This is a genomic window from Psychromicrobium lacuslunae (assembly GCF_000950575.1).
GTDB classification, from domain to species: Bacteria; Actinomycetota; Actinomycetes; order Actinomycetales; family Micrococcaceae; genus Renibacterium; species Renibacterium lacuslunae.
Window position 1 is genome coordinate 339,823 of sequence record NZ_CP011005.1, and the last position, 21,415, is coordinate 361,237.

The following is a 21,415-nucleotide window of genomic DNA, read 5'->3' on the forward strand; positions in this document are numbered from 1 at the left end:
CCTCAAAACTTTCAACTGAAACCAGCTGAAAGTCATCAATCACTGCGCATTCGCGGTCCTCGGTAGTGACCTCCGGACGATTCTGAAAAGAGTTCCGTGGGTCTCGATCGAAGGCCGGGTGTGGCCCGTCGGGAGATGGGCTGGGTGAAAGATGACCGGAGGCGAAACACAGAAACGGAGGTGACTCTCTTGGAGGGTCCCGAAATCCAATTCGCCGAAGCCGTGATCGATAACGGTCGCTTTGGCAAACGCACTATCCGCTTTGAAACCGGTCGTTTGGCTCAGCAGGCCGCCGGCGCCGCGATGGTTTACATCGACGACGACACTGCGCTGCTCTCCGCCACCACCGCGGGCAAGCAGCCGCGTGAAGGCTTCGACTTCTTCCCGCTCACCGTCGACGTGGAAGAGCGGATGTACGCCGCTGGCCGGATCCCCGGTTCGTTCTTCCGTCGCGAAGGCCGTCCCTCAACCGAGGCCATCCTGGCTTGTCGTCTGATGGACCGCCCGTTGCGCCCCGCCTTCGTGAAGGGCCTGCGCAACGAAGTTCAGATCGTGGTCACCGTGCTCGCGATCAACCCCGATGAGCTGTATGACGTGGTCGCTATCAACGCTTCCTCGATGTCCACTCAGCTTTCCGGTCTGCCGTTCTCCGGCCCGATTGGCGGCGTCCGCGTCGCTCTGATCGCAGATCAGAATGGTGGCAGCCAGTGGGTTGCCTTCCCACGGCACTCCGAACTGGAGAACGCCGTCTTCGATATGGTGGTTGCCGGTCGAGTTGCTGGCGACGATGTCGCGATTATGATGGTCGAGGCAGAGGCGACCGATAACTCCTGGAAACTGATCAAGGAAAACGGTGCCACCGCGCCGACCGAAGAGATCGTTGCCGAGGGCCTGGAAGCGGCTAAGCCGTTCATCAAGGTGCTTTGCGAAGCGCAGGCTGATTTGGCCGCTCGCGCCGCCAAGCCGATCGTCGAATTCCCGATCTTCCTGGATTACGAGCAGGATGCTTACGACGCCGTTGAGACCGCTGCCGCGAGCAAACTCGCCGAGGTCTTCCAGATCGCCGATAAGCAGGAGCGGGACAACGCCTCTGACGCACTCAAGGACGAAGTCGTTGGGCAGCTGGCCGAGCAATTCGAAGGCCGTGAGAAGGAGCTTTCCGCAGCCTTCCGCTCGGTCACCAAGAAGGTGGTGCGCCAGCGCATCCTGAAGGACCAGGTTCGCATCGACGGCCGTGGCCTGACCGATATTCGCCAGCTCACCGCCGAGGTCGAGGTGCTGCCTCGAGTGCACGGTTCGGCAATCTTCGAGCGGGGTGAAACCCAGATCATGGGCGTTACCACGCTGAACATGCTCAAGATGGAACAGCAGATCGACTCGCTCTCCCCGGAGAAGACGAAGCGGTACATGCACAACTACAACTTCCCGCCCTACTCGACCGGTGAAACCGGCCGGGTTGGCTCGCCCAAGCGCCGTGAAATCGGCCACGGTGCTCTCGCTGAGCGTGCCCTGGTGCCGGTGCTGCCCTCGCGTGAAGAGTTCCCCTACGCGATCCGTCAGGTCTCCGAGGCGCTCGGCTCCAACGGTTCGACCTCAATGGGCTCGGTCTGCGCTTCGACGCTGTCGCTGCTCAACGCCGGTGTGCCGCTGAAGGCTCCGGTTGCTGGTATCGCGATGGGCCTGGTGTCCGACGAGGTTGATGGCCAAACCCGTTACGCCGCGCTGACCGACATCCTGGGCGCTGAAGATGCTTTCGGCGATATGGACTTCAAGGTGGCTGGCACCTCCGAGTTCGTTACCGCTATTCAGCTCGACACCAAGCTCGATGGCATCCCGGCCTCCGTCTTGGCTGCCGCGCTCAAGCAGGCTCGCGAAGCCCGCTTGCACATTCTCGGCGTGCTCAACGCTGCGATCGACGTACCGGATGAGCTCTCTGAGTTTGCGCCCCGCGTTATCGCGGTCAAGATCCCGGTTGACAAGATCGGCGAGGTCATCGGGCCCAAGGGCAAGATGATCAACCAGATCCAGGAAGACACCGGCGCGGATATCTCCATCGAGGATGACGGCACGGTGTACATCGGGGCCACCGACGGCCCCTCAGCTGACGCTGCTCGTTCCGCGATCAACGCGATCGCCAACCCGCAGGTTCCCGAGATTGGTGAACGCTACCTGGGCACGGTTGTCAAGACCACCACCTTTGGTGCTTTCGTCTCGCTGACCCCGGGCAAGGACGGCCTGTTGCACGTCACCGAATTGCGCAAGATCAACGATGGCAAGCGGGTTGACAACGTCGACGACGTGGTCTCCGTCGGTCAGAAGATCCAGGTGGAAATCACCAAGATCGACGACCGTGGAAAGCTCTCGCTCTCGCCGGTAATCGCGGAAGCTGAGGGCGAAGCTACAGAAGCCGTTGCCGAGGCCGCTGCGGCCGAGGCAGAGGCTGCCGACGTTCAGGCCAACTAAACCTTGACTGAACAACTACCGTTGCTTTCGGCACTGGCGCTGAGCGGTCAATCGGTGACCGCTCAGCCCGCCGAAGGGCAACAGAATGGTGGCTACCTGGGGTCGGGGCAGATTGTCTCGGGCGAACCGGGCGGAGCCCTGGTGCGCCGTTCGGTACTACCCGGCGGTGTCCGGGTACTGACCGAGTCAATGCCCGGCCAGCGTAGCGCCACCATTGGTTTTTGGGTTGGTGTTGGTTCTCGGGATGAAGCCGAGAACCAACACGGCTCAACGCATTTCCTTGAGCATTTGCTGTTCAAGGGGACCACCGCTCGTAGTGCCTTAGACATCGCCTCGGCTTTTGACGAGGTCGGTGGTGAGTCAAATGCCGCTACCGCTAAAGAAAGCACCTGCTACTACGCCCGGGTACTGGACAGCGACCTAGCGATGGCGATTGACGTGATCGCCGATATGGTGACTTCGGCGGTGCTCGACCCCGAAGAACTGGAGGCCGAGCGCGAGGTCATCCTGGAAGAAATCGCGATGGACAGCGATGACCCGACCGACGTGGCCCATGAGAAGTTCGTGGCTGCGGTGCTCGGCTCGCACCCCTTGGGACGTCCGATCGGTGGTACTCCGGAGGCAATTCGAGGCGTCTCTCGAGAATCTGTTTGGCAACACTATCGGCGTTACTACCGACCGGATGAACTGGTGATTACCGCCGCCGGCGGACTTGACCACGATCAGGTCTGTGCTCAGGTGCTCAGTGCGCTGGAGGGTGCGGGCTGGGATTTGGATCCCGAAGCGGTACCGGTGCAGCGCCGGAATACCGATTTTGCCGCCATTAACGGTAGCCCTGGTTTGCAGGTGATTCGACGTCAGGTCGAACAGGCGAACATTATTATGGGCTGCCCATCGCTAGTGGCGACCGACGAGCGGCGCTTCGTGATGAGCGTGCTGAACGCGATTCTGGGTGGCGGCATGTCGTCTCGATTGTTCCAGGAAATCCGGGAGAAACGTGGCCTGGTTTACTCAACCTACTCTTTCTCCTCCGCCTATGCTGATGCCGGTTATTTCGGTATGTACGCCGGTTGTTCGCCGCAGAAGGTGCCCCAGGTTCTAGAGCTCTTGGCCGCGGAGCTGGACAAGCTGGCGGCCGACGGCGTCTCGGTCGAGGAACTAAACAAGGCCATCGGGCAGCTTTCCGGTGGGATCGTACTTGCGCTGGAAGATACCGGCTCGCGAATGTCTAGGCTGGGCCGGGCCGAACTGGTCTCCGGTGAATTCCTTGATATTGACCAGACCTTGGCTCATATTCATACGGTCACCGCCGAGCAAGTTCACGAACTAGCAAAGGAACTTGCAGCTGCACCGCGCACCATCACGGTGGTCGGACCCTTCGACGAAGACGAGACCTTCGGTCGCTAAGGAAAACCTTGATCAAAATGAGGGCGTCGTTTAGATTTCGCAATGAAATCTAAACGACGCCCTCATAGCATCTAAGGTCGAAGGGATCCGCCTTAGTGCTGTCGAGTTCTCCTCTTGAGCGAGAACAGTACGATACTTCCAATCATCACCGCGATCAGCCCCAACTCTAACCAGCCCGCAGTGAAACCCGTTTCGGGCATCTCAGGATCCGATTCGGCCGCCGAGGGGTGCTGGCTGGAAGTCTGTGCGGGCACCGCCGGCTGAGACGAACTAGCTGTTGAGGTCGGCGTGCTCGGGCTAGGAGTCGAGGTTGAAGTGCTTGGGCTGGCAGTAGGACTGGGCGTCACGGTCGCCGCGGTATAGCTATTCGTCACCGTACAGACGGTGTCCTGACCGGCTAATAAGGTTACCGCACTGTCGGCCGCTGCGGGGTCACCATCACCCGTAACACAGATGAAACCAGCTGTCTGATAGCCCCGAGTTGGACCTGTCTCAGCCAGCGCGTAGCGACCTGGCGTCAGCGGCAGTCGGGTAACTTCCGAGCTGCCACTGATGCCTGATACCACCGAACCGTCTTGGGCGGTTGCACTGAGGCTCCAGGCGCTTGGCTCGGCCGCGCCACTGTCACCGTCGACTTTCTTGACCAGAGTGAGCATTGCCGGATCGCCCACCTGAACCCTAATAAGCGCCTCGGAGAAGCAGTTATCGGCGTAACTTACCCGGTATTTCAGCGGGCTCGCTTGGCCGTGGAAACCCGCTTCAGGGCTGAATGTCACAACACTCCCAGCGAGGGTGTACTTTCCCTCGCCAGCCACCGTGAGCTCTGAGACTGCGCTGCCCTGAGCGTCGAGCAATGAGGTAGTTACAGCGGGTAGGTTCGCATCGAAGGAATCGTTTGCCAGCACGTCAACGCTGCCGGAAGTGTGGTAACTGGTCTGCAGCAGATCGTCATTACTCTTCGCAAGCACTGCCTGCGCCGATGCCCAATCGCCGTTTCCAGCCTCGTTCCAGGCCGAGACCCTAAATTCATATTCCTTGGTCGGGTCGAGGCCGCTAATCACTCGATTTTGTGCGGTGGATGGCGGGTGCGGGATGACACTCCAGCTAGTACCTCCGATTTCACGGCTCTCAATGACGTAATCGAGCACCGGGGCCTTGCTGTATTGGGCACCTTCTACGCTCGGGCCATCACAGTTCCAACTCAGCGAGACGCTGCTCTTATCGACTGATCGCGCCGCACAGACCGAATTCACTGGCGAAGGGGTTTGCGCCAGCACCATCACTCGAGTGGAGGCACTGCCCTGACCGACGGTGACATAGAGGTAGCCTCTGCTATCGGTGGCCACACCCCGAATGTTAGTTAGCCCAGGGAACTGGCTCGAGGTATACGAACGGATGAATTCGCCGTCTTTGGTGTATTCAAAAAGTGCGCTTGAACTGGTGTCGGCACCACTCCAGGCGTAGACATGCCGAGTCACCTGATCCACATAGCTGCCGAAAACAACCTGTCCCTTGGTGAGTTGATTTTGACCAAAAGTGGCGATGATTTTTCCGCTCTTATCGCGCTTCTCAATGAACGGGGTGTTCCGTAAGCCGGGGTCATCGCGGAAATTGATCAGTGGAAGATAGTAACTATCGTCGGTCTGATCGATGGCGACACCATAGGGATTCCGATAGCCCGGGTCGGTCGCACTGTACGTTCCAGCTGGTACATCGAGCTTGACCCGGGTGCTGACCGAACCGTCGGGATTGAAGCCATCAAGCGCATCTCTAACCTGATTATCCACCCACACCGTGCCCGAAGAGTCTACCGAGATTCCGGCCCGATAATTGAGATAACCGGGAGTCGCGGTTTGCGCCCAACTGCCGGTGAAACCGGCGCCTGGAAGACTGCTGAAGTCGGGAGCGAAGCGCTTGATTGCCTGAGCAGGGCCGCTATCCGGAGAGTTCGCCTCTGAATCGACCACCCAAGCGGTGCCGGTGCCGTCGACAACGATGCCACGGGGGCCATGTTGCGCCTTTTCTGCCGCCGGGAAGGTTTTCTGATCGGATTCAGCGAGCGGAGCGAACCGGGCACCAAGACCCGCGTTAACACCCGGACTCGCGGTGTAGCCAGTGGCCTGATAGTTTCCGCCACCAAGATAGTCCGAAGACACCGTGCCATTGGCCGGATAGTGCGCGATGCTCGGGGTGCCGAACTGGCAGGGTGGGGCACCGAGCCCCGCTAATTGGCAGAGCAGGGAAGACCAACCCACCTTTCCGGAGTCGGTGACCCACAGCGAACCGTCGGTCGGACTGATTGCGACACCATAGCTAAAGGTGCTGTCTGAAGCTCCCCGTGAGGTTTCGATATCGCCAGCAAAGCCCCATTGATTAGAGCCTTGTCCTTTACCCGGGACAGCAGCCACAGAGGTGGTGGCACCGCTGGCGGCTGGGAGCAATGCAAGCGGAGCCGGGCTAGTAGGTGTCAGATGGTTCGATGTTGACTGCAGCGGAGTTGCAGCTGCGGCGGTGGTTAGGGGAGCTATTAGAGCGAAAAGTAAGCTCACTGAAGTGATAAGTGCATAACGGTGCGAACGAGACATATAACCCCAATGTTCCTCAGTAATGTTTCGGTGCGGTGGCGAGGCGAGCAGCCTTGTTGAGCCGAAACAAAAAGTTGATCAAGTGATCAAGTTATCTCATTCTCGGGGTGAGGAAAAATGACTAGCCGCTGAGGCTGTCTAGGTTACGTGCGGAATCCTGGCCGAATGGCGCGGCAAAAGCTGAAGTTCGTCTAGACGAACTCAGTGTCCGGCTCCGCCGGCCGGAGCGGGTTCAGAGGGCTGGGCGATGGTGGTTTGCGGCTGCTGCTCGATCACTTTTTTCTGCCCCATTTTGTCGATCCAGGCGAGCGCCAAGGCGGACACGATAAAGGCCAAGTGGATTAGGGTCTGCCACATCAGGATGTTCCCGGCATGATCCGAGGTCTTCTCATTTGTGTAGAGATCCGCTGCACCGATAAAGGACTTCAGCAGGTGGATGGAGGAGATGCCGATGATCGACATCGCCAATTTGGTCTTCAACACATTAGCGTTGACGTGGGAAAGCCATTCCGGTTGATCCGGGTGGCCCTTCAAATTGATCCGCGAGACAAAAGTCTCGTAGCCGCCAATGATCACCATGATCAATAAGTTGGCAATCATCACCACATCGACCAGGCCGAGGACGGCCAGCATGATTTTGGTTTCATCGAGTTCGGCGAAATGCGTGACGATATGCCACAGTTCCTTCATGAACAAGACCACGTACACGCCTTGGGCGACGATCAGCCCCAGGTACAGCGGCGCTTGCAGCCAGCGGCTGAAGAAGATGAATCCGCCCAGTGCCCGCGGTGTGGCGCGATTCAGATAGTTATCGTCGATGGGGGTGGGATGTTGTGGCATGGTGTCTCCGGATGCTCGTCGTTGCGGCGGGTATTCGGTCAAACTGTTAAACAACTGCTAAACAAGCTGTCAAAGTGTGAGAATCATTCTAACTGAGGCTGGGGGAGACTGCGCCAGTATTGGGCCGACTGTGCTGTGGGCGAACCGTCAGCCGCCGGCGAAGGGCGGCAGTACATCGATCAGCTCATCACCGGACAGCTGCACGCTGTGCTCCCGCAACACCACCTCATTGCCTAAAAAGGAGCAGCGGGGGAGCAGTTCTGCTAGCCGTGGCGCACTGTCGCTAGCAGACTCTGGATGCCTGCTCGCCAATTCGATCAGCAACTGGGCGAACGTCGTCCCACTCGGCAGATCAAGACTCTCCTGATCAACTCCCACCGAAGCGCGGGCAGCGGCAAAGTATCTGACGATCACGGCAGCACCCGACTAACCACCGATGGCGCTCATACTGCGCTCGGACTGCACGTAGTCAGCAGAATCCAGACCAACGTGATCCATTCCGTGTGCTTTTGGCTTCGCCCACATCGCCTGCTGCCAGCGAGCGGCAATGGCATCGTCGTCGGCGTCGGAACGTAGCAGCGCGAGCAAATCGACCTCCTCGCGGGAGAACAGACAACTCATCACCTTGCCTTCGGCGGTGATTCGGGTGCGTCGGCAATCAGCGCAGAAGGGCTCAGTGACCGAGGCGATAATGCCAACGGTGCCCAGTAGCTCGGCCGAGTCGGGGAGTCTGACCTCGAAGCGTTCGGCTGGTGCACCGTCGCGCAGTCGGGGATCGGGTGCCAGTACAAAACGAGAAGAAAGCAACTCGCGGGTTTCTGCGGCGGTAATCATGCCCTCGCGAGTCCAGCCATGGTCGGCGTCCAGCGGCATCTGCTCAATGAATCGCAATTCAATGCTGCGCTCCAGGCACCAGGCCAGAAGCTCTGCTGCTTCGGCATCATTAATGCCGCGCATTAGCACAGCATTGACTTTTAGCGGGGTGAGCCCAGCCGCCAGCGCTGCATCGATACCTGCCAGAACCTGATCCAAGAACGGCCTACGAGTCAGCTGGGCGAAGGTCTCCGGGTGCAAAGAGTCCAGAGAGATATTGATCCGGCTCAGCCCGGCTTGCTTCAGGGCAGCGGCTTTTTTTGCTAGCCCGACGGCGTTGCTGGTCATTGAAATCGGTAGCTCAGGATGCGCGGCGCGGAGGCCGGCGATAATTTCCACCAGATCGGCCCGCACAAGTGGCTCGCCACCGGTGAGCCGGAGCTCCCGCACCGCCAAGGAATCCACCGCGATTCGCACCAGCCGGAAAATCTCCGCGGCGGTGAGTACCTGGGAGCGCTGTAACCAGCTGAGTCCTTCGGCTGGCATGCAGTAGCTGCATCGCAGATTGCACTTATCAGTCAGCGAGATTCGTAGATCGGTGGCGCGACGGCCAAAACGATCCAACAAACCGGAGGCAGCCGAGGGCATCCCCAGTTGAATCGGTGTTGCAGCGGTGACCATGTATCTACGCTACGCCACTTAGCGCCGCTTGGCTGCCAGAAAGCTTACAAGCTGGAGACAAATGAGCGAGATAGCTCTCAAACCGTGCGATTCCTCGGCCAAACACTTAGGCTCAAGGAGTGACCTTTCATCGTTTCCGTTCAGCCGGAAAAGTCGTTTCGCTCTTGGTAGCGGCTAGCGCCTTGGCCTGGGGGGTTTCGGCCTGTAGCCCTAGTCCGGCTGACTCCGCTAAATCCGGTGAAGTGACCGTCTTCGCGGCGGCCTCGCTGACCGAGGTGATGAAGACCCTGACCGATACCTATCATCAGCAGAACTCGGGGACGAATTTCACCCTGAGTTACGCGGCGAGCTCCCAGCTGGTGCAGCAACTCAGCTCAGGGGCCAAGGCCGATATTTTGGTGACCGCCGATGAGGCGTCCATTGCTTCGATTGCCACCAAGACCAGCGAACCGATCCTCTCCGGCGGCACCACGATCATTGCCAGCAATAAGATCACACTGGCGATAGCGCCCGGCAACCCCGGCAAGATCTCCTCCCTGCAAGACGCCGCAGCGAGCAGCAAAGTCGCAGTCTGCGCGCCGAGCGTGCCCTGCGGACGGGCGGCCCAACGTGTTCTTGATGCCGCAAAGCTGAGCCTCAAACAGCCGAGCCAGGAAAACGATGTGAAGGCGGTGCTGACCAAAGTCTCAACCGGGCAAGTGGACGCCGGATTCGTCTATAGCACCGATGCCAAGGCTGCCGCCTCCCAGGGTGTCAGCAGCGTTGAACTCAACGACCTCAAGCCGAATAAGTATCCCCTGGCTCTCACCGTAGCCGGGGCGAACAATGCTGCCGCTAAGGCTTTCCGGGACTGGCTAGCCGGGTCGGAAGCGGCGCAGATCTTGGCGCAAGCGGGCTTCGGTCCCGCCTCAGCCTCGACCGTCAGCTCCACGAGCAGCACGAGCAGCAGCTCACCGTCCAGCGGGAAGTAAGCTTTGCAGGGTCGCACGAGCCATTTCATTCGCTCCACCTTGCCGGGCTGGTTGTGGTTACCAGCCGGACTGGCGCTCTTCCTGTGCGCCGGTCCGCTGATTGCCTTAGTGGTCCGGGCCCCTTGGCCTGAGTTGCCCGGCCTGCTGAGCAGCCCAGAGGCACTGCAATCGCTGGGGCTTTCACTCATCACCGCCCTCGCCTCAACCGTCGTCTGCGCCTTATTAGGCATGCCACTTGCAGTGATTCTGAGCAAGTTAACCGGTCCCTGGATTGGCTTGGCACGTGGTTTGCTCCTCATCCCCTTAGTGCTTTCACCGGTGGTCTCCGGCATAGCGCTGCTCTATTTCTGGGGTCGCAATGGCCTCTTCGGCGCGTTGCTCAACCAGGCGGGCATTGATGTGGGCTTTAGCCCTTGGGCGGTGATCCTGGTGCAAGTCTTCGTCTCACTGCCGTTCTTTGTGATTTCCGCGATGACCAGCCTGCGCAACGTGGAGCCCGAGATGGAAATGGTCGCTGCCACCAGTGGTGCGAGCGCCGGTCAGATTCTGCGCCATATCACCTTGCCCTTGGCGATGCCCGGGGTGCTGGTCGGTTCTCTGCTGGCTTTTGCCCGCTCACTGGGGGAATACGGCGCCACGATCACCTTCGCCGGCTCGATCGCCGGCCGTACTAGAACCCTGCCGCTACAGATCGAACTGAGCCTCAATTCGAATCAGCCAGAAGCGGCCTTGGGCATCTCGTTGATGCTGATTGGTATTTACCTGGTGGTGTTGCTGCTCGCCAGGTTCGGCACCGGCCGACTACTGCCGCCAGCCTGAGTTGCGGGCGATCGACGGCGCCAAAACCAGCCGGTGACCATTGCCAAGGCTGCCAAGAGCAAGGCAATCCGGCTGCTCAGCAGACCATCCGGCCAGCGGGCGAAATACACCACGGTGAGCGCAACCGGCACGGCAAGGTACTCAAAACGGCCGCCCAAAACCACGAAGGGCAGCAACAGCAGGCCGTACCAAGGGTAGCTAGGGCTAGCAATGAGCAAAGCCAGTGCGATCAACAAGGCTTGGGCGTCCCACGGTTTTGTCGGGTCCGTTCGACGCCACAGTAACAAGGCAATCATTATCAGCAGGAGCGCGCCGATCGGAATCGCCCAGTTCGTTGGCAGGGCCCAACTGAGCAGCGCAAAACGGGGCGATGGGTGGGTAGCATCGTATCCCTCTTCATTCAGGTATCCCGGTAGAAATCCCAGCACGGCCGGACCGGAGAGCAACAAATACGGTAGGTAGAGCAGCGCGAAGGTCCCCACCGAGAGCAGAATGAAACGCCATGGCCTGCGGTAGAGCAAGCCCACGGCGGCGATCGCCGGGATCAGCTTGGCCGCCACCGCGGCACCAAACGCTACCGCTGATCCCAGCACTTTGCCTTTCGCCAGTAGCACCACCGCGAGCAGAGTCAGGCCGGCGCCCAGCAGATCCACATGCGCATTGTTAATGCCCTCAAAGATCAGTAGCGGACTCCAAGCCCACCAGGCGGCTCGGTCGGCGGCAGCTGGGAAGAGCCGGAGGAGCAGCGCGGAGATACCAAGACTCAGCAGCAGACCGGCGAGCTGGAAGCCAATAAAACCTACTGAGTCAGGCCAAGCTAAACGGACCAGGAAGAAATAGATCTCCGCCGTGGCTGGGTAAATAGTGGGGACTTGAGGGCGATTGATAGCGAGGCAAATATCGCCCGAACGTTCCACGCCGGTAGGGAAGTCATCGGTGCGGCAACCACCTGCCTCAGCGGGCCGGAACAGCCAGGACGGCCGCAGCCGTTCCAAAGCTGGATCGACCGGCAGATATTGGTAAGGTGAAATGCCGTTTTTCTGGACGATGCCATCCCAGGCGTAACGCGCCGAATCATTACTGCTGGCCGGGGTGGCACTGACCGCGGCTGAACCGAGCAATGTGCAGCCGATTAGTACCCAAGCTGCTGCCTTTCGCGGCTTGAGCGAGCGCAAGACAGTTCGTGCTACCAGCACCGCCAGGGTGAAAACCAGCCAGCACAGGATGGTGCCGCAGAGCAGCACGATACTGGCCGAAGGCGATGTCCGGCTAAGGCCGGGGATCAGCCAAGACAACCTGCTCAGATCGACTAAAAACCAGGTCAGCGCCGCGAGCAGGCAAAGCAGAGCGAGCAGCCAGGCCCCTAATGCTGGCCGACTGGCCGAGCTACTCCACCGCGGATTCAAATGCGGCCTGTGATCCTCTCGCATGAACTGATCCTGTCGTATCAAGCGGGCACGGCGGGCTAATCTGAGGCATTCGTTTCGCTTTCGTAAGGACTGCCCACTGCCATCGTGGAGGCCGCGGTGGTGTGATGAAGAGATGGATCGAATCACCCGGATCTTGCAAAACCGAGTTGAGAGTTTCTCCCGCCGAATGCACTCGGGGACCCGTAGTACCAGGTTGACCGTGCAGCTCGGCCGTTGGCTCGGCCCGGCCTTTTTGCTGTGTTTCGTGACCGGGATTTTCTCCCACTTACTCCAGGAGCCGGGGAGTCTTCCTCTCTTCCCGCTGCGTCCGGTGTGGATTTACCAACTCAGTCAGGGCGTCCATCTGGTGACCGGCATCGCTGCCATCCCGCTGTTGTTGGCCAAACTCTGGTCGGTCTATCCCGAACTATTGCGCTGGCCGCCGATCAGGAATCTCCGGGATGTCTTAGAACGAGGGTCGATAGCCCTTTTTGTCGCTGCGTCCTTGATCGAACTAACCATTGGTCTGATCAATACCTATAAGTGGTATCCCTGGCCCTTCCCGTTTCGCCAGACGCATTACTGGCTGGCTTGGCTGATCATTGGATCCTTGGTACTGCACATCGCCGTCAAGCTCCCGCTGATCGCTCGGCACTGGCGTAAGAACAAGGCTTTGAAAGATAGTCCTCGGCCCGTGGGTGGCTGGACTCGGCGTGGGCTTCTGACCGGCGTCGGGTTGAGCGCCACAGCGGTAGTTCTCAGCACCGCCGGCCAATCTTTTTCCTGGCTGGCTCCCTTCAACATCTTTGCACCAAGGCGTCAGAACACTGGTCCACAGGCGGTACCGGTGAATCGCAGCGCAGCTGAAGCAGGAATTAGCCCGGCCGCGGTGGGCGATGGCTGGCGCTTGCGCCTGGTCTATCGGGGCCGTTCGCTCGAGCTCAGTCTGCGGCAGTTGGGCCGATTGCCGATGGCCGAGTACGAATTGCCGGTGGCCTGTGTTGAAGGGTGGAGTCAGTCCGCGCGCTGGCGGGGAGTACCGGTACGTGATTTGGTCGCGCTGATGGGAGCGCCGGCAGGTTCGACGCTACGGATAACCTCCTTGGAAGTGGCCGGAAATTACCGTCAGATGACTATGCCCGGAGCTTATAGCCAGGACGAGCAAACACTTTTGGCGCTTGAACTCAATGGTGAGCCGCTAGACCTAGATCATGGATTTCCGGCTCGGGTGATGGCCCCTGGGCGCCCCGGAGTATTACAGACCAAATGGGTCAGCTCGGTGGAGGTGCTCGGATGAAAGCCAGAGCCGTGGCAAAGGCGAGCCGGATGATGGTGTTCCGGCTCGCGCTTGGCTTGCTGGGGGTGTTGTTAATTGCCTTTGGGCTGATTGGTATTCCGAGCCAGTTGAACCTCGGGGAGATGCTTGGGCTGTTGTCCTGGCTGGCTGTGGCCTTGCTGCTGCACGACGGCGTTTTGGTCCCGTTAACCCAGCTCTCCGGCGCGGGGCTGCGCCGACTCAGCTACGGACTGCGGCAAAGCTCTGCTGCGGTAATCCGAAGTGCTCTGCTGATCGGCGCGGTCCAGAGCCTGATAGTTCTGCCGTTACTCAAGGCGCAGCAGGTGGCTAAACAAGAGTCAGTGCTAGAGGGGGACTACCTGGCAGCATTAGTCGTTTTCTGGCTAGTTTTGGCGGTGGTGACGGCGGCGTCAGTATTCATGATCGAATGGCGTGCGCGGATCAGAGACCACTAGCGGCGACGGAGTAAACAAAAGGTTCGCTCTCCCTTCCGCACTGTTCGGGCTGGTTCCCAGCCGTGCTTGGGTGCGAGCCTGCTGAGCGCGCCAAGACCGAACCTAGCCCAGTTGAACGGGTCGCTTCGCCTCCCTTGGGAATCCTCCAGCACCGCTGTATAGCGTTGTGCTATTTGCTCGTCGATATCGGTTTCGACAATGAGCGTGCCCCTCGAAGCGGTCAAAGTATGCAGCCGCTGAAGTAACCGATCGGGGTTCCCTTCGATGCCTATATTGCCGTCCAGCAACAACACAGCAGAAAAATAGTGTGTTTCAAGCCGGCCCGGCAGCGGGTCGAAAATGGATTGTTGCAGCACCACTAAACCCTTGGCTCGAGCCTGGTCGGCCGCGAATGGGTGCGGCTCGACACCCCAGGCTTCGGTCCCCAGACGCTCGGCTGCGTTCAGCATCCGCCCAGGGCCGCAGCCGACGTCAAGCAGTGGGCCGGTAACTTGTCGAAGCAGTCGGCGTTCAATCGGCTGCGCCGCAGCAGCCCAATCCTGTAACTGGAATCGCATCGGTGTCACCCGGCCAGCTAGATCGATAGTGCTCAACACACCATGTTGTTGGTTTAGTGCCCTGGTGTAGGGCTCGTCAGCACCTCGACCAAAGAACCGCGGGACCTGGTCCTCGCTGGTGTTGAGGGCTTCTGCACTGCTCAATTCGGTGCTCATTGGCTGCTGTTCAGATCGAGAAGGGTTTCCAATTCGAACACGAACTCGGCAAAAGCTGAGCCAGCACATTGCCTAGCGGCTTGCCGAGCGTCATCGAAATAGTCAACATCGCGCAGCCGCGGCAGCATGCCCACCGAAAGGCCAGCGTCCAGTAACCGCTGATACTGATCGGTTCCGGTGCGCTCGGTGGACATTGGCACGCCGAGAAGGTGTTCTGGTTGCGGATTAGCCAGCGCGAGCGCCCAGAAACCGCCGTCCGCCGCCAGCCCAAGCCAGCCGTCGAATTGCGGCCGCGGATCGGCCCAGTCCTCGAGGAGCTGGTTGAATTCGCTCAACTGGAGCTGCGGAGTGTCCATGCCCAAAATAAGCAGCGGCCCCGGCACTGCGGCGCAGATCGCAGCCAGCCTGACATCCAACGACCCTGGGACCTGTTGGAGTAGCCGAAATCCCGCTGCATCGGCTGGCTCGGGAGTGCCATCAAAAACCAGTAATTGCTGCCGGGGCGCGAATCGCCGGACTAAAGCTAGAGTCTGGCTGAGACTGAGTTGCGCCAGCCTGGCTGCTTGTGCTGCCGTGAGCGGCGGGCTGAGACGGGTTTTTACCCGGCCCGGCAGACATTCTTTGGCCATCACCGCGATGGTCAGCTCGCGCAACCTGTTCATGGTAGCTCCCTCAGTTGCCGGTTCATATCGATCACCGCATGCAGGACACCCTGGAGCGTACCGGTGACCTTGGAACGGCCGATGCGTGGCCGGTAGCTGACCGGAAGTTCGGTGATTTTCCAGCCAACGCGGTGCGCTTTGAGCAGCATTTCTAGGGGATAGCCGCTGCGTCGATCCAGCAAGCCGAGGCTGAGCAGCGCCTCTCTGCGAGCCAACCGCAGTGGGCCGAGGTCGGTCAATGGCAAGCCGGTGCGGTGCCGCAATCGACGGGCCAACGCGGCATTGGCGCAGCGCGCGTGTAGCGGCCACGAACCCGCCGATGGCTGCCGGGCGCCGAGCACCAGATCGCTGCTGCCATGTTCCACCAAGGCACGGAAGAGATTTAGCTCCCGTGGATCGAGCGAGTCATCGGCATCGCAAAAAGCTACTAGCGGAGCAGTAGCCGCAAGCAAACCGGCATGCGCGGCGCTGCCGAAACCTCGACGCGGCTCCCGGACCACCAACGCGCCAAGGTCTTGCGCGAGCGTTGCGGAACCGTCGCTGCTGCCGTTATCCACCACGATGGCCCGAGCCTCCGTCGGCAACTTGGCCAGCACTACCGGCAGTGCAGCAGCCTCATTGAGGCAGGGAAAGACGATATCAATCTGAGTCACTCTTCGACGCTAGATTTTCGTGACCGGAAAAGGCAGCGGAATTTATTACAGAACTGGGACGCTTGGTGGCCAAACGGACGATCCGCAGCAAAAGGAGTGACTGAATCCTATGCTGGAAGGGTGGCACATTACAGCGCTAGCAAAGCTAACCTCCAAGCTTCAGCGCTGCCCGGAGTGCCAGAGGTCGGTAACCGCAAGATTTTGCTGGTGGAAGATGAAGAGCTAATCGCGGCAGTGGTCAGAGACTACCTGCTCAGGGCCGGTTATCAAGTGGAACTCGCCACCGATGGTTTTACCGCCCTGCACCTAGCGGCCGAGAGCAACCCAGACCTGATCATTCTTGACCGAATGCTGCCCGGACTCGACGGGGCAGAGGTGTGCCGTCGAATTCGCAAGACGATGAACATGCCGATTATCCTGCTCACCGCCTTAGGGACCGAGGACGATCGCATTCTCGGTCTGGAAATGGGGGCTGATGACTACGTCACTAAGCCCTTTTCCCCGCGTGAACTGGTGCTCCGGGTACATTCCGTGCTGCGCCGAAGTGTCAAGGAATTCGCTCCGGAGCCGACGGTGGAGTTGGCCGGGTTCAGCCTCAACCCGGCGGCTCGGCAGGTCCAACTGCACGGCGAGATGCTTGCCTTGACCGCCCGTGAGTTTGATCTACTAGCTTTTTTCTTGCGCCGACCGCAGCAGGTCTTCAGCCGTGAGGAGCTGATCAAGGCGGTCTGGGGCTGGGACTTCGGGGACCTTTCCACGGTAACCGTCCACGTCCGTCGGCTACGCGAAAAAATCGAAAAAGACCCAACGCATCCCACGCTGCTGCATACCGTCTGGGGCGTTGGCTACCGCTTTGACCCGGAGCCGGTAGAACCGGAGCGGCCAGCACCGAGTAACTCCCAGGGGCAGCCATGAGCTTCGCCAATATCCTCACGGTTTTACTCTGGGTTCTTGGCTGGACGGTGTTGATCGGCGGGCTCACCATCATTGCACAACGCTTGCTTCGTCGGTCCTCGATCGTGGTACAGATCTGTTTGGTGGTTTTTGCCACTGTAGCTGTACTCATCGCCGGGGTGGTCAGTGCGATGAATGCCATGTTCATCTCCGCTTCCAACGTCGAGGTGCTTTGGTACATTCTGGCCATTGCCTCACTGATGGCTGTCGTGGTGGCCCTGGTTCTCGGCTTCGGGCTCTCCCGCTACACCTCGAGACTGGTGCGTGAGACGCGCGATATCGGCCTCGGCAAGACGGTTGCTCCAGAGCGACGAATGACCTCAGAGTTGGCCGCGCTGGCCACCGAACTTCAGCTCACCAGTGAGAAACTCGAGCAATCTCGGCGGCGTGAGGCGGCGATCGAAGCTGCCCGTCGTGAGCTGGTCAGTTGGGTTTCGCATGATTTACGCACCCCCTTGGCGAGTATGAAAGCGATGACCGAGGCCTTGCAAGACGGGGTGGTCAGTGATGTCTCCGGATATCATCAGAAAATCATTAATCAAGCTGATCAGATGGCGGTCTTGGTTAATGATTTGCTTGAACTTTCCACTATTCAGTCGGGTGCGTTGGTGCTTGATTTGAAGCCCATTGACCTCTACGACCTGATCAGCGACGCTATCGCTGACCTGAAACCATTAGCGGTTGCTCGCAAGATCAGCATCGATGGCGACGCTGTGCATAGTGCGGTGCTCAGTGTTGATGGTGCGCTAATGGGCCGGGTGATTCGGAACCTCATTCTGAACGCCATTAACTACTCACCCGAGGGATCGACCGTCTGGCTTGGCACCGCCGTGGTGCTGACCGAATCCAAGCAGGCGAGCGTCGAGGACCGAAAATACGCGAGCATCGAAGTGAGCGATGAATGCGGCGGCATTGCGGAGCAAGACCTGAGCCGGCTATTTGAAGCGGGCTGGCGGAAAAGCCCGGAACGCCGAAGCTCAGCGTTTAGCGGCGCTGGGGTGGGCCTCAGCACGGTCGCGGGTATCGTCGCCACCCACCGCGGCGAGGTGAGCGTGCAGAATACCGAGCTTGGCTGCCGTTTCGTTGTGCAAATACCTTTGAACGGGGTGGCTGATGAACAAGCAATCTAAGCCGGCGCTACTCTGGGCGGCGCTCTGCGGTGTGCTAGCCGTGGGTTTTGGTTTGTTGGCCGCCGAACTGGTGGCGGGGTTCCTGAGCCCTTCGCTTTCCGCTGTGACGGCGGTCGGCGGAACAGTGATCGATGTAGTACCGCCGGGTGTCAAGGATTGGGCGATTGCCAGCTTTGGCACCTCGGATAAATTCTTTTTCCTGATCGGCATGGCGCTGGTGATTGCCATCCTTGCGGCTTTGGCCGGGATTCTCGAGCTCAAACGAAAGAGCTGGGGTCTGGTGGCGGTTGGCATTTTTGGCTTGCTGGGCTTGCTCGCTGTGCTTGCGCGTTCAGCCGGCAGCCTGGCGGGTAATGGTGTTTTGGTGCTGGTCTCGCCGTTGCTAGCAGCGGCACTGAGCATTGTGCTGCTGCGCGTGCTGATCAATCGGCTGCGCGGCTGGCGAGCTGTCGCAGGCAGCCTGCAGAACCTGGACGAGGCTTCGCGGACTCAGCCAGCCGGCCAAGAACGCAGGCTATTTCTCCGCAATATCGGGCTCAGCGCGGCAGCAACCGCACTGACGGCCTTAGTCACCGCGGCGATCAGGGGGTCCCAGGCTGCCTATCAAGCCGCCCGGGAGAAACTGAAACTCCCGATGGCCCAACAAGCGGCCGCGCCAATTTCGGCGAACGCGCAGCTCGCCCTGAACGGCATAACTTCCTTGGTCACGCCCAATAAACAGTTCTATCGGATTGATACCGCGCTCGCGGTACCGGTCATAAACCCCAATGATTGGCAGCTTAAAGTAACCGGTCTGGTGGATCGCGAAATCAGCATGAACCTGGCTGAGCTTCTCAATCAGCCAATGCAGGAGCGCTACGTCACGATTGCCTGCGTTTCTAACGAGGTTGGTGGCGACCTGATCGGCAACGCGCGCTGGCTGGGCTGGCCGGTGCGCGAGATCTTGGCCAAAGCCGGGGTGAAACCGGGAGCGGATATGGTGCTCTCCCGAAGCTCCGACGGTTTCACTGCGAGCACCCCGTTGCAGGCGATGACGGACCAGCGGGACGCGATGATCGCCGTCGGGATGAATGGTGAACTATTGCCCGCCGAGCACGGCTTCCCCGCTCGGCTGATCGTGCCCGGCCTCTATGGTTTTGTCTCGGCGACGAAATGGCTCACCGAGCTGAAAGTGACTACCTTCGCTGCGGACGTGGCTTATTGGTCGACTCGGGGCTGGTCGGATCACGGGCCGATCAAGCAGTCATCGCGAATTGATCTGCCGCGCTCCGGCTCTGCTGTACCCGCCGGCCCTACCGTATTAGGTGGGATGGCCTGGGCCCAGCAACGCGGGGTGAGTAAAGTGGAGTTGAGCGTGGACGGCGGTGACTGGCAGCCAGTCAAACTGGCTAGCGCCATTTCGAAGGACACCTGGGTGCAATGGCAGGCCGAATTGATGCTCGACCGTGGCGAACATCAAGTGCGGGTTCGTTGCGTCGACGGCCTCGGTGAGGTGCAGAGTTCGGAAGTGGCACCGCCAGCCCCGGATGGCTCTAGCGGCTATCACCAAATAACACTCCGAGTCGGCTGAGATCGGCTAGTTTGAGGTTGCGCTCGGTCGAAGCGGCGCCCGAGCGAATTGTCGAATGCCGGCTTCGAAGTCGAGCTGCGGACGCCAACCGAGCTCTCGGCGAATCCGGGCTGAACTAGCGGTGATGTGCCTGACATCCCCGAGTCGGTACTCCCCGGTGATGATCGGTGGAACGCCGTCCAGTGCCTGGGAAAGCGCAGTGGCGAGCTCGCCAATAGTGTGAACGCGTTCAGCGCCAACATTGTAGGCCCGGAATTCTGGCCCCGATTCGGTGAGCTGGTCTAAGCACGCTAAATTAGCCGCAGCCACGTCCTGCACGTCGACGAAGCTTCGCCGTTGCTGACCATCCTCGAAAACTCGGGGTGCCTCGCCGCGGGCCAAAGCGCTGCGAAAAATGCTGGCAACACCGGAATACGGCGTATTCTGTGGCATTCCGACGCCATAAACGTTGTGATAACGCAAGGCAATCGCCCGTGAACCGGTCTCGCGGGACCAGTTCGCGGCGAGGTGTTCCTGCGCCAGCTTGCTGCTGGCGTAGACATTCCGTGGATCGAGCCGAGCGTCTTCGTCAACCAGACCGGGAGAAAGTAACTTGCCGGTCTGCGGATCCCGTGGCTCAAAGATTCCAGCGGCCAAGTCGCGTTCGAGCCGAGCCGCGGGCCGCAGCTGAGCTCCGGCGTCGTTGTAGTAAACACCTTCGCCATAGACCACCATGGAAGAAGCGAGCACCAGGTTTTTTACTCCCGCTTCCGCCATTCCCGCGAGCAATACGGCGGTGCCGCCCACATTGCTCGTGACGTAATCGGGTGCGTCTTGGAAACTGACGCCCAGGCCGACTTTCGCGGCTTGGTGGCTTACCGCGTCAACTCCTCGCAAAGCCCGCCGGACAGCTGAGGGATCGTTGACCGAGGCCTTGATGAGTTCAGCACCGGCGGGAATCGGCGGAGCGGTGCAGTGCACTTCGGCCGCCAAGCTATCTAAGAGTCTCACCTGCCAGCCGGCCCGTAGCGCCGCCTTCGCCAGCGCTAGACCGATGAAGCCCGCGCCACCGGTGATCAGCAACCTCATCTCAGGCACCGGCCGAGGTAGGTAGTTGCAGGACCGCCGCTACCGCGGCGGCGGGAACCCGTTCTTGTGGTTGATAGCTGGCGGCCAGTTTGCTGACCAGCACGCTCAGCACGGCCTGAATTCGCGGCTGCGCCTCACCTAACCGGGACATCACCAGCGCAGCGCTCACCGGTTCGGAACCGTCATGCCCAGTATCCGCGTCGGTGATATAGGCAAGGGCGGCATAGCCCAAATTGAGTTCGGCGGCCAGTACTGGTTCGGGGTACTGAGTCATGCTGATCAACTCGGCTCCGGCGGCAGTGAGCCAAGCAGATTCGGCCGGGCTGGAGAAGCGCGGACCGTTGATCACGGCGACCACTGCTTGCTGCTGATGAGGTTCGGCGAGCTCCCGCAAGCTGTCAATGAGTAGGCTGCGTAACTGCGGGCAGAAGGCGTCGGCCGCCGGTAAGTGTTGCACCCCAGCGGCTGAACCGCCGTCGTAAAAAGTGTCGGCACGCCCCCAGGTCCGATCAAAAAAATCGCTAATCACACTGAAACTGCCGCGCGGTTGGCCGGCCACGAGCGAGCCAACCGCGGCCGAGGAGATCACCGCACGTACCCCCACTGAGGCGAGTGCCCAAAGGTTGGCGCGATGGTTGATCTGCTGTGGAGCTACTCGATGCGCGGGCCCGTGCCGCGGCAAAAAGGCGAGCAACTGGTCATTGAACTTCACCATGCTGATCGCCGCCGAAGGCGAACCAAAAGGTGTTTCCACGTTCAGTTGGTCAAGCAGCTGGCTACCGGGCAACTGATACATTCCACTGCCACCGATCACCGCCAGAGTTGGTCTCCATTCAGTTTTCATCGTTTTATTCTGTCAAGCAGCAACGACGATGAGGCGAGTGAAGGCTTACGAAACGAGGACATTATTGACTGCTGACGTTCG

19 protein-coding genes are annotated in these 21,415 nt (G+C 59.9%); 9 read left to right on the top strand and 10 right to left on the bottom strand.

The window, feature by feature from the left end:
* Positions 1-189 precede the first annotated feature (189 nt).
* The gene (locus UM93_RS01585; RefSeq protein WP_045076688.1) at positions 190-2,463 is read left to right on the top strand and encodes a polyribonucleotide nucleotidyltransferase; all 2,274 of its coding nucleotides are present in this window, start codon (positions 190-192) and stop codon (positions 2,461-2,463) included.
* A 96-nt stretch (positions 2,464-2,559) separates the two neighbouring features.
* Positions 2,560-3,870 (top strand): M16 family metallopeptidase, encoded by a 1,311-nt coding sequence (locus UM93_RS01590; RefSeq protein ID WP_045076689.1) that lies wholly within the window; start codon positions 2,560-2,562, stop codon positions 3,868-3,870.
* Between the two features lie 92 nt (positions 3,871-3,962).
* Here the strand turns inward: UM93_RS01590 and UM93_RS01595 are convergent, their stop codons facing one another.
* The 4 genes from UM93_RS01595 to moaA form a co-directional block, all read right to left on the bottom strand.
* Positions 3,963-6,278 (bottom strand): fibronectin type III domain-containing protein, encoded by a 2,316-nt coding sequence (locus UM93_RS01595; protein WP_234399357.1) that lies wholly within the window; start codon positions 6,276-6,278, stop codon positions 3,963-3,965.
* A gap of 378 nt (positions 6,279-6,656) precedes the next feature.
* Complete coding sequence (locus tag UM93_RS01600; protein WP_082056967.1) at positions 6,657-7,295, bottom strand: TIGR00645 family protein; 639 nt, start codon at positions 7,293-7,295, stop codon at positions 6,657-6,659.
* Positions 7,296-7,442: 147 nt separating this feature from the next.
* On the bottom strand, positions 7,443-7,709 hold the full coding sequence (locus UM93_RS01605; RefSeq protein ID WP_045073260.1) for a MoaD/ThiS family protein: 267 nt from the start codon (positions 7,707-7,709) through the stop codon (positions 7,443-7,445).
* 12 nt (positions 7,710-7,721) lie between these two features.
* On the bottom strand, positions 7,722-8,789 hold the full coding sequence (moaA, locus tag UM93_RS01610; protein WP_045073262.1) for a GTP 3',8-cyclase MoaA: 1,068 nt from the start codon (positions 8,787-8,789) through the stop codon (positions 7,722-7,724).
* A gap of 119 nt (positions 8,790-8,908) precedes the next feature.
* Between moaA and modA the strand changes: the two genes are divergently transcribed.
* Together modA and UM93_RS01620 are read left to right on the top strand one after the other, a co-directional pair.
* Positions 8,909-9,760 carry a molybdate ABC transporter substrate-binding protein gene (modA, locus tag UM93_RS01615; RefSeq protein WP_052663502.1) on the top strand — a complete coding sequence of 284 codons (852 nt, stop codon included), beginning with the start codon at positions 8,909-8,911 and terminating at the stop codon, positions 9,758-9,760.
* A gap of 3 nt (positions 9,761-9,763) precedes the next feature.
* The gene (locus tag UM93_RS01620) at positions 9,764-10,579 is read left to right on the top strand and encodes an ABC transporter permease (RefSeq protein WP_199921792.1); all 816 of its coding nucleotides are present in this window, start codon (positions 9,764-9,766) and stop codon (positions 10,577-10,579) included.
* Here UM93_RS01620 and UM93_RS01625 read toward each other — a convergent pair.
* Entirely contained in the window at positions 10,519-12,009 is a 1,491-nt protein-coding gene (locus UM93_RS01625; protein ID WP_052663504.1) for a glycosyltransferase 87 family protein, read from the bottom strand. The genes UM93_RS01620 and UM93_RS01625 overlap by 61 nt on opposite strands.
* A 112-nt stretch (positions 12,010-12,121) precedes the next feature.
* Here UM93_RS01625 and UM93_RS01630 point away from each other — a divergent pair, with 112 nt between their 5' ends.
* Entirely contained in the window at positions 12,122-13,285 is a 1,164-nt protein-coding gene (locus UM93_RS01630) for a molybdopterin-dependent oxidoreductase (protein ID WP_082056968.1), read from the top strand.
* On the top strand, positions 13,282-13,740 hold the full coding sequence (locus UM93_RS16960; RefSeq protein ID WP_052663507.1) for a hypothetical protein: 459 nt from the start codon (positions 13,282-13,284) through the stop codon (positions 13,738-13,740). The genes UM93_RS01630 and UM93_RS16960 overlap by 4 nt, the downstream gene beginning before the upstream one ends.
* Here UM93_RS16960 and UM93_RS01640 read toward each other — a convergent pair.
* From UM93_RS01640 to UM93_RS01650, 3 genes are read right to left on the bottom strand one after another with little or no spacing between them, the layout of a single operon-like run.
* Positions 13,737-14,453 (bottom strand): class I SAM-dependent methyltransferase, encoded by a 717-nt coding sequence (locus UM93_RS01640; RefSeq protein ID WP_052663509.1) that lies wholly within the window; start codon positions 14,451-14,453, stop codon positions 13,737-13,739. The genes UM93_RS16960 and UM93_RS01640 overlap by 4 nt on opposite strands.
* Positions 14,450-15,115: a TIGR04282 family arsenosugar biosynthesis glycosyltransferase gene (locus UM93_RS01645; protein ID WP_045073263.1), complete on the bottom strand. Its 666-nt coding sequence runs from the start codon at positions 15,113-15,115 to the stop codon at positions 14,450-14,452. The genes UM93_RS01640 and UM93_RS01645 overlap by 4 nt, the downstream gene beginning before the upstream one ends.
* The gene (locus UM93_RS01650; protein ID WP_199921793.1) at positions 15,112-15,768 is read right to left on the bottom strand and encodes a glycosyltransferase family 2 protein; all 657 of its coding nucleotides are present in this window, start codon (positions 15,766-15,768) and stop codon (positions 15,112-15,114) included. Before UM93_RS01650 ends, UM93_RS01645 begins: the two co-directional genes overlap by 4 nt.
* A 165-nt stretch (positions 15,769-15,933) precedes the next feature.
* Between UM93_RS01650 and UM93_RS01655 the strand changes: the two genes are divergently transcribed.
* The 3 genes from UM93_RS01655 to UM93_RS01665 are packed head-to-tail and all read left to right on the top strand — an operon-like array spanning position 15,934 to position 19,422.
* Entirely contained in the window at positions 15,934-16,683 is a 750-nt protein-coding gene (locus tag UM93_RS01655) for a response regulator transcription factor (RefSeq protein WP_045076698.1), read from the top strand.
* Positions 16,680-17,852, top strand: a complete 1,173-nt coding sequence (locus UM93_RS01660) for a sensor histidine kinase (protein ID WP_045073265.1) — start codon at positions 16,680-16,682, stop codon at positions 17,850-17,852. Before UM93_RS01655 ends, UM93_RS01660 begins: the two co-directional genes overlap by 4 nt.
* Positions 17,836-19,422 (top strand): molybdopterin-dependent oxidoreductase, encoded by a 1,587-nt coding sequence (locus UM93_RS01665; protein WP_045073267.1) that lies wholly within the window; start codon positions 17,836-17,838, stop codon positions 19,420-19,422. Before UM93_RS01660 ends, UM93_RS01665 begins: the two co-directional genes overlap by 17 nt.
* Before the next feature lie 6 nt (positions 19,423-19,428).
* Here UM93_RS01665 and UM93_RS01670 read toward each other — a convergent pair whose 3' ends face one another.
* Together UM93_RS01670 and UM93_RS01675 are read right to left on the bottom strand one after the other, a co-directional pair.
* Entirely contained in the window at positions 19,429-20,490 is a 1,062-nt protein-coding gene (locus UM93_RS01670) for an NAD-dependent epimerase/dehydratase family protein (protein WP_045073269.1), read from the bottom strand.
* A 1-nt stretch (position 20,491) separates the two neighbouring features.
* Complete coding sequence (locus UM93_RS01675; RefSeq protein ID WP_045073271.1) at positions 20,492-21,334, bottom strand: MTAP family purine nucleoside phosphorylase; 843 nt, start codon at positions 21,332-21,334, stop codon at positions 20,492-20,494.
* Between the last annotated feature and the right edge of the window lie 81 nt (positions 21,335-21,415).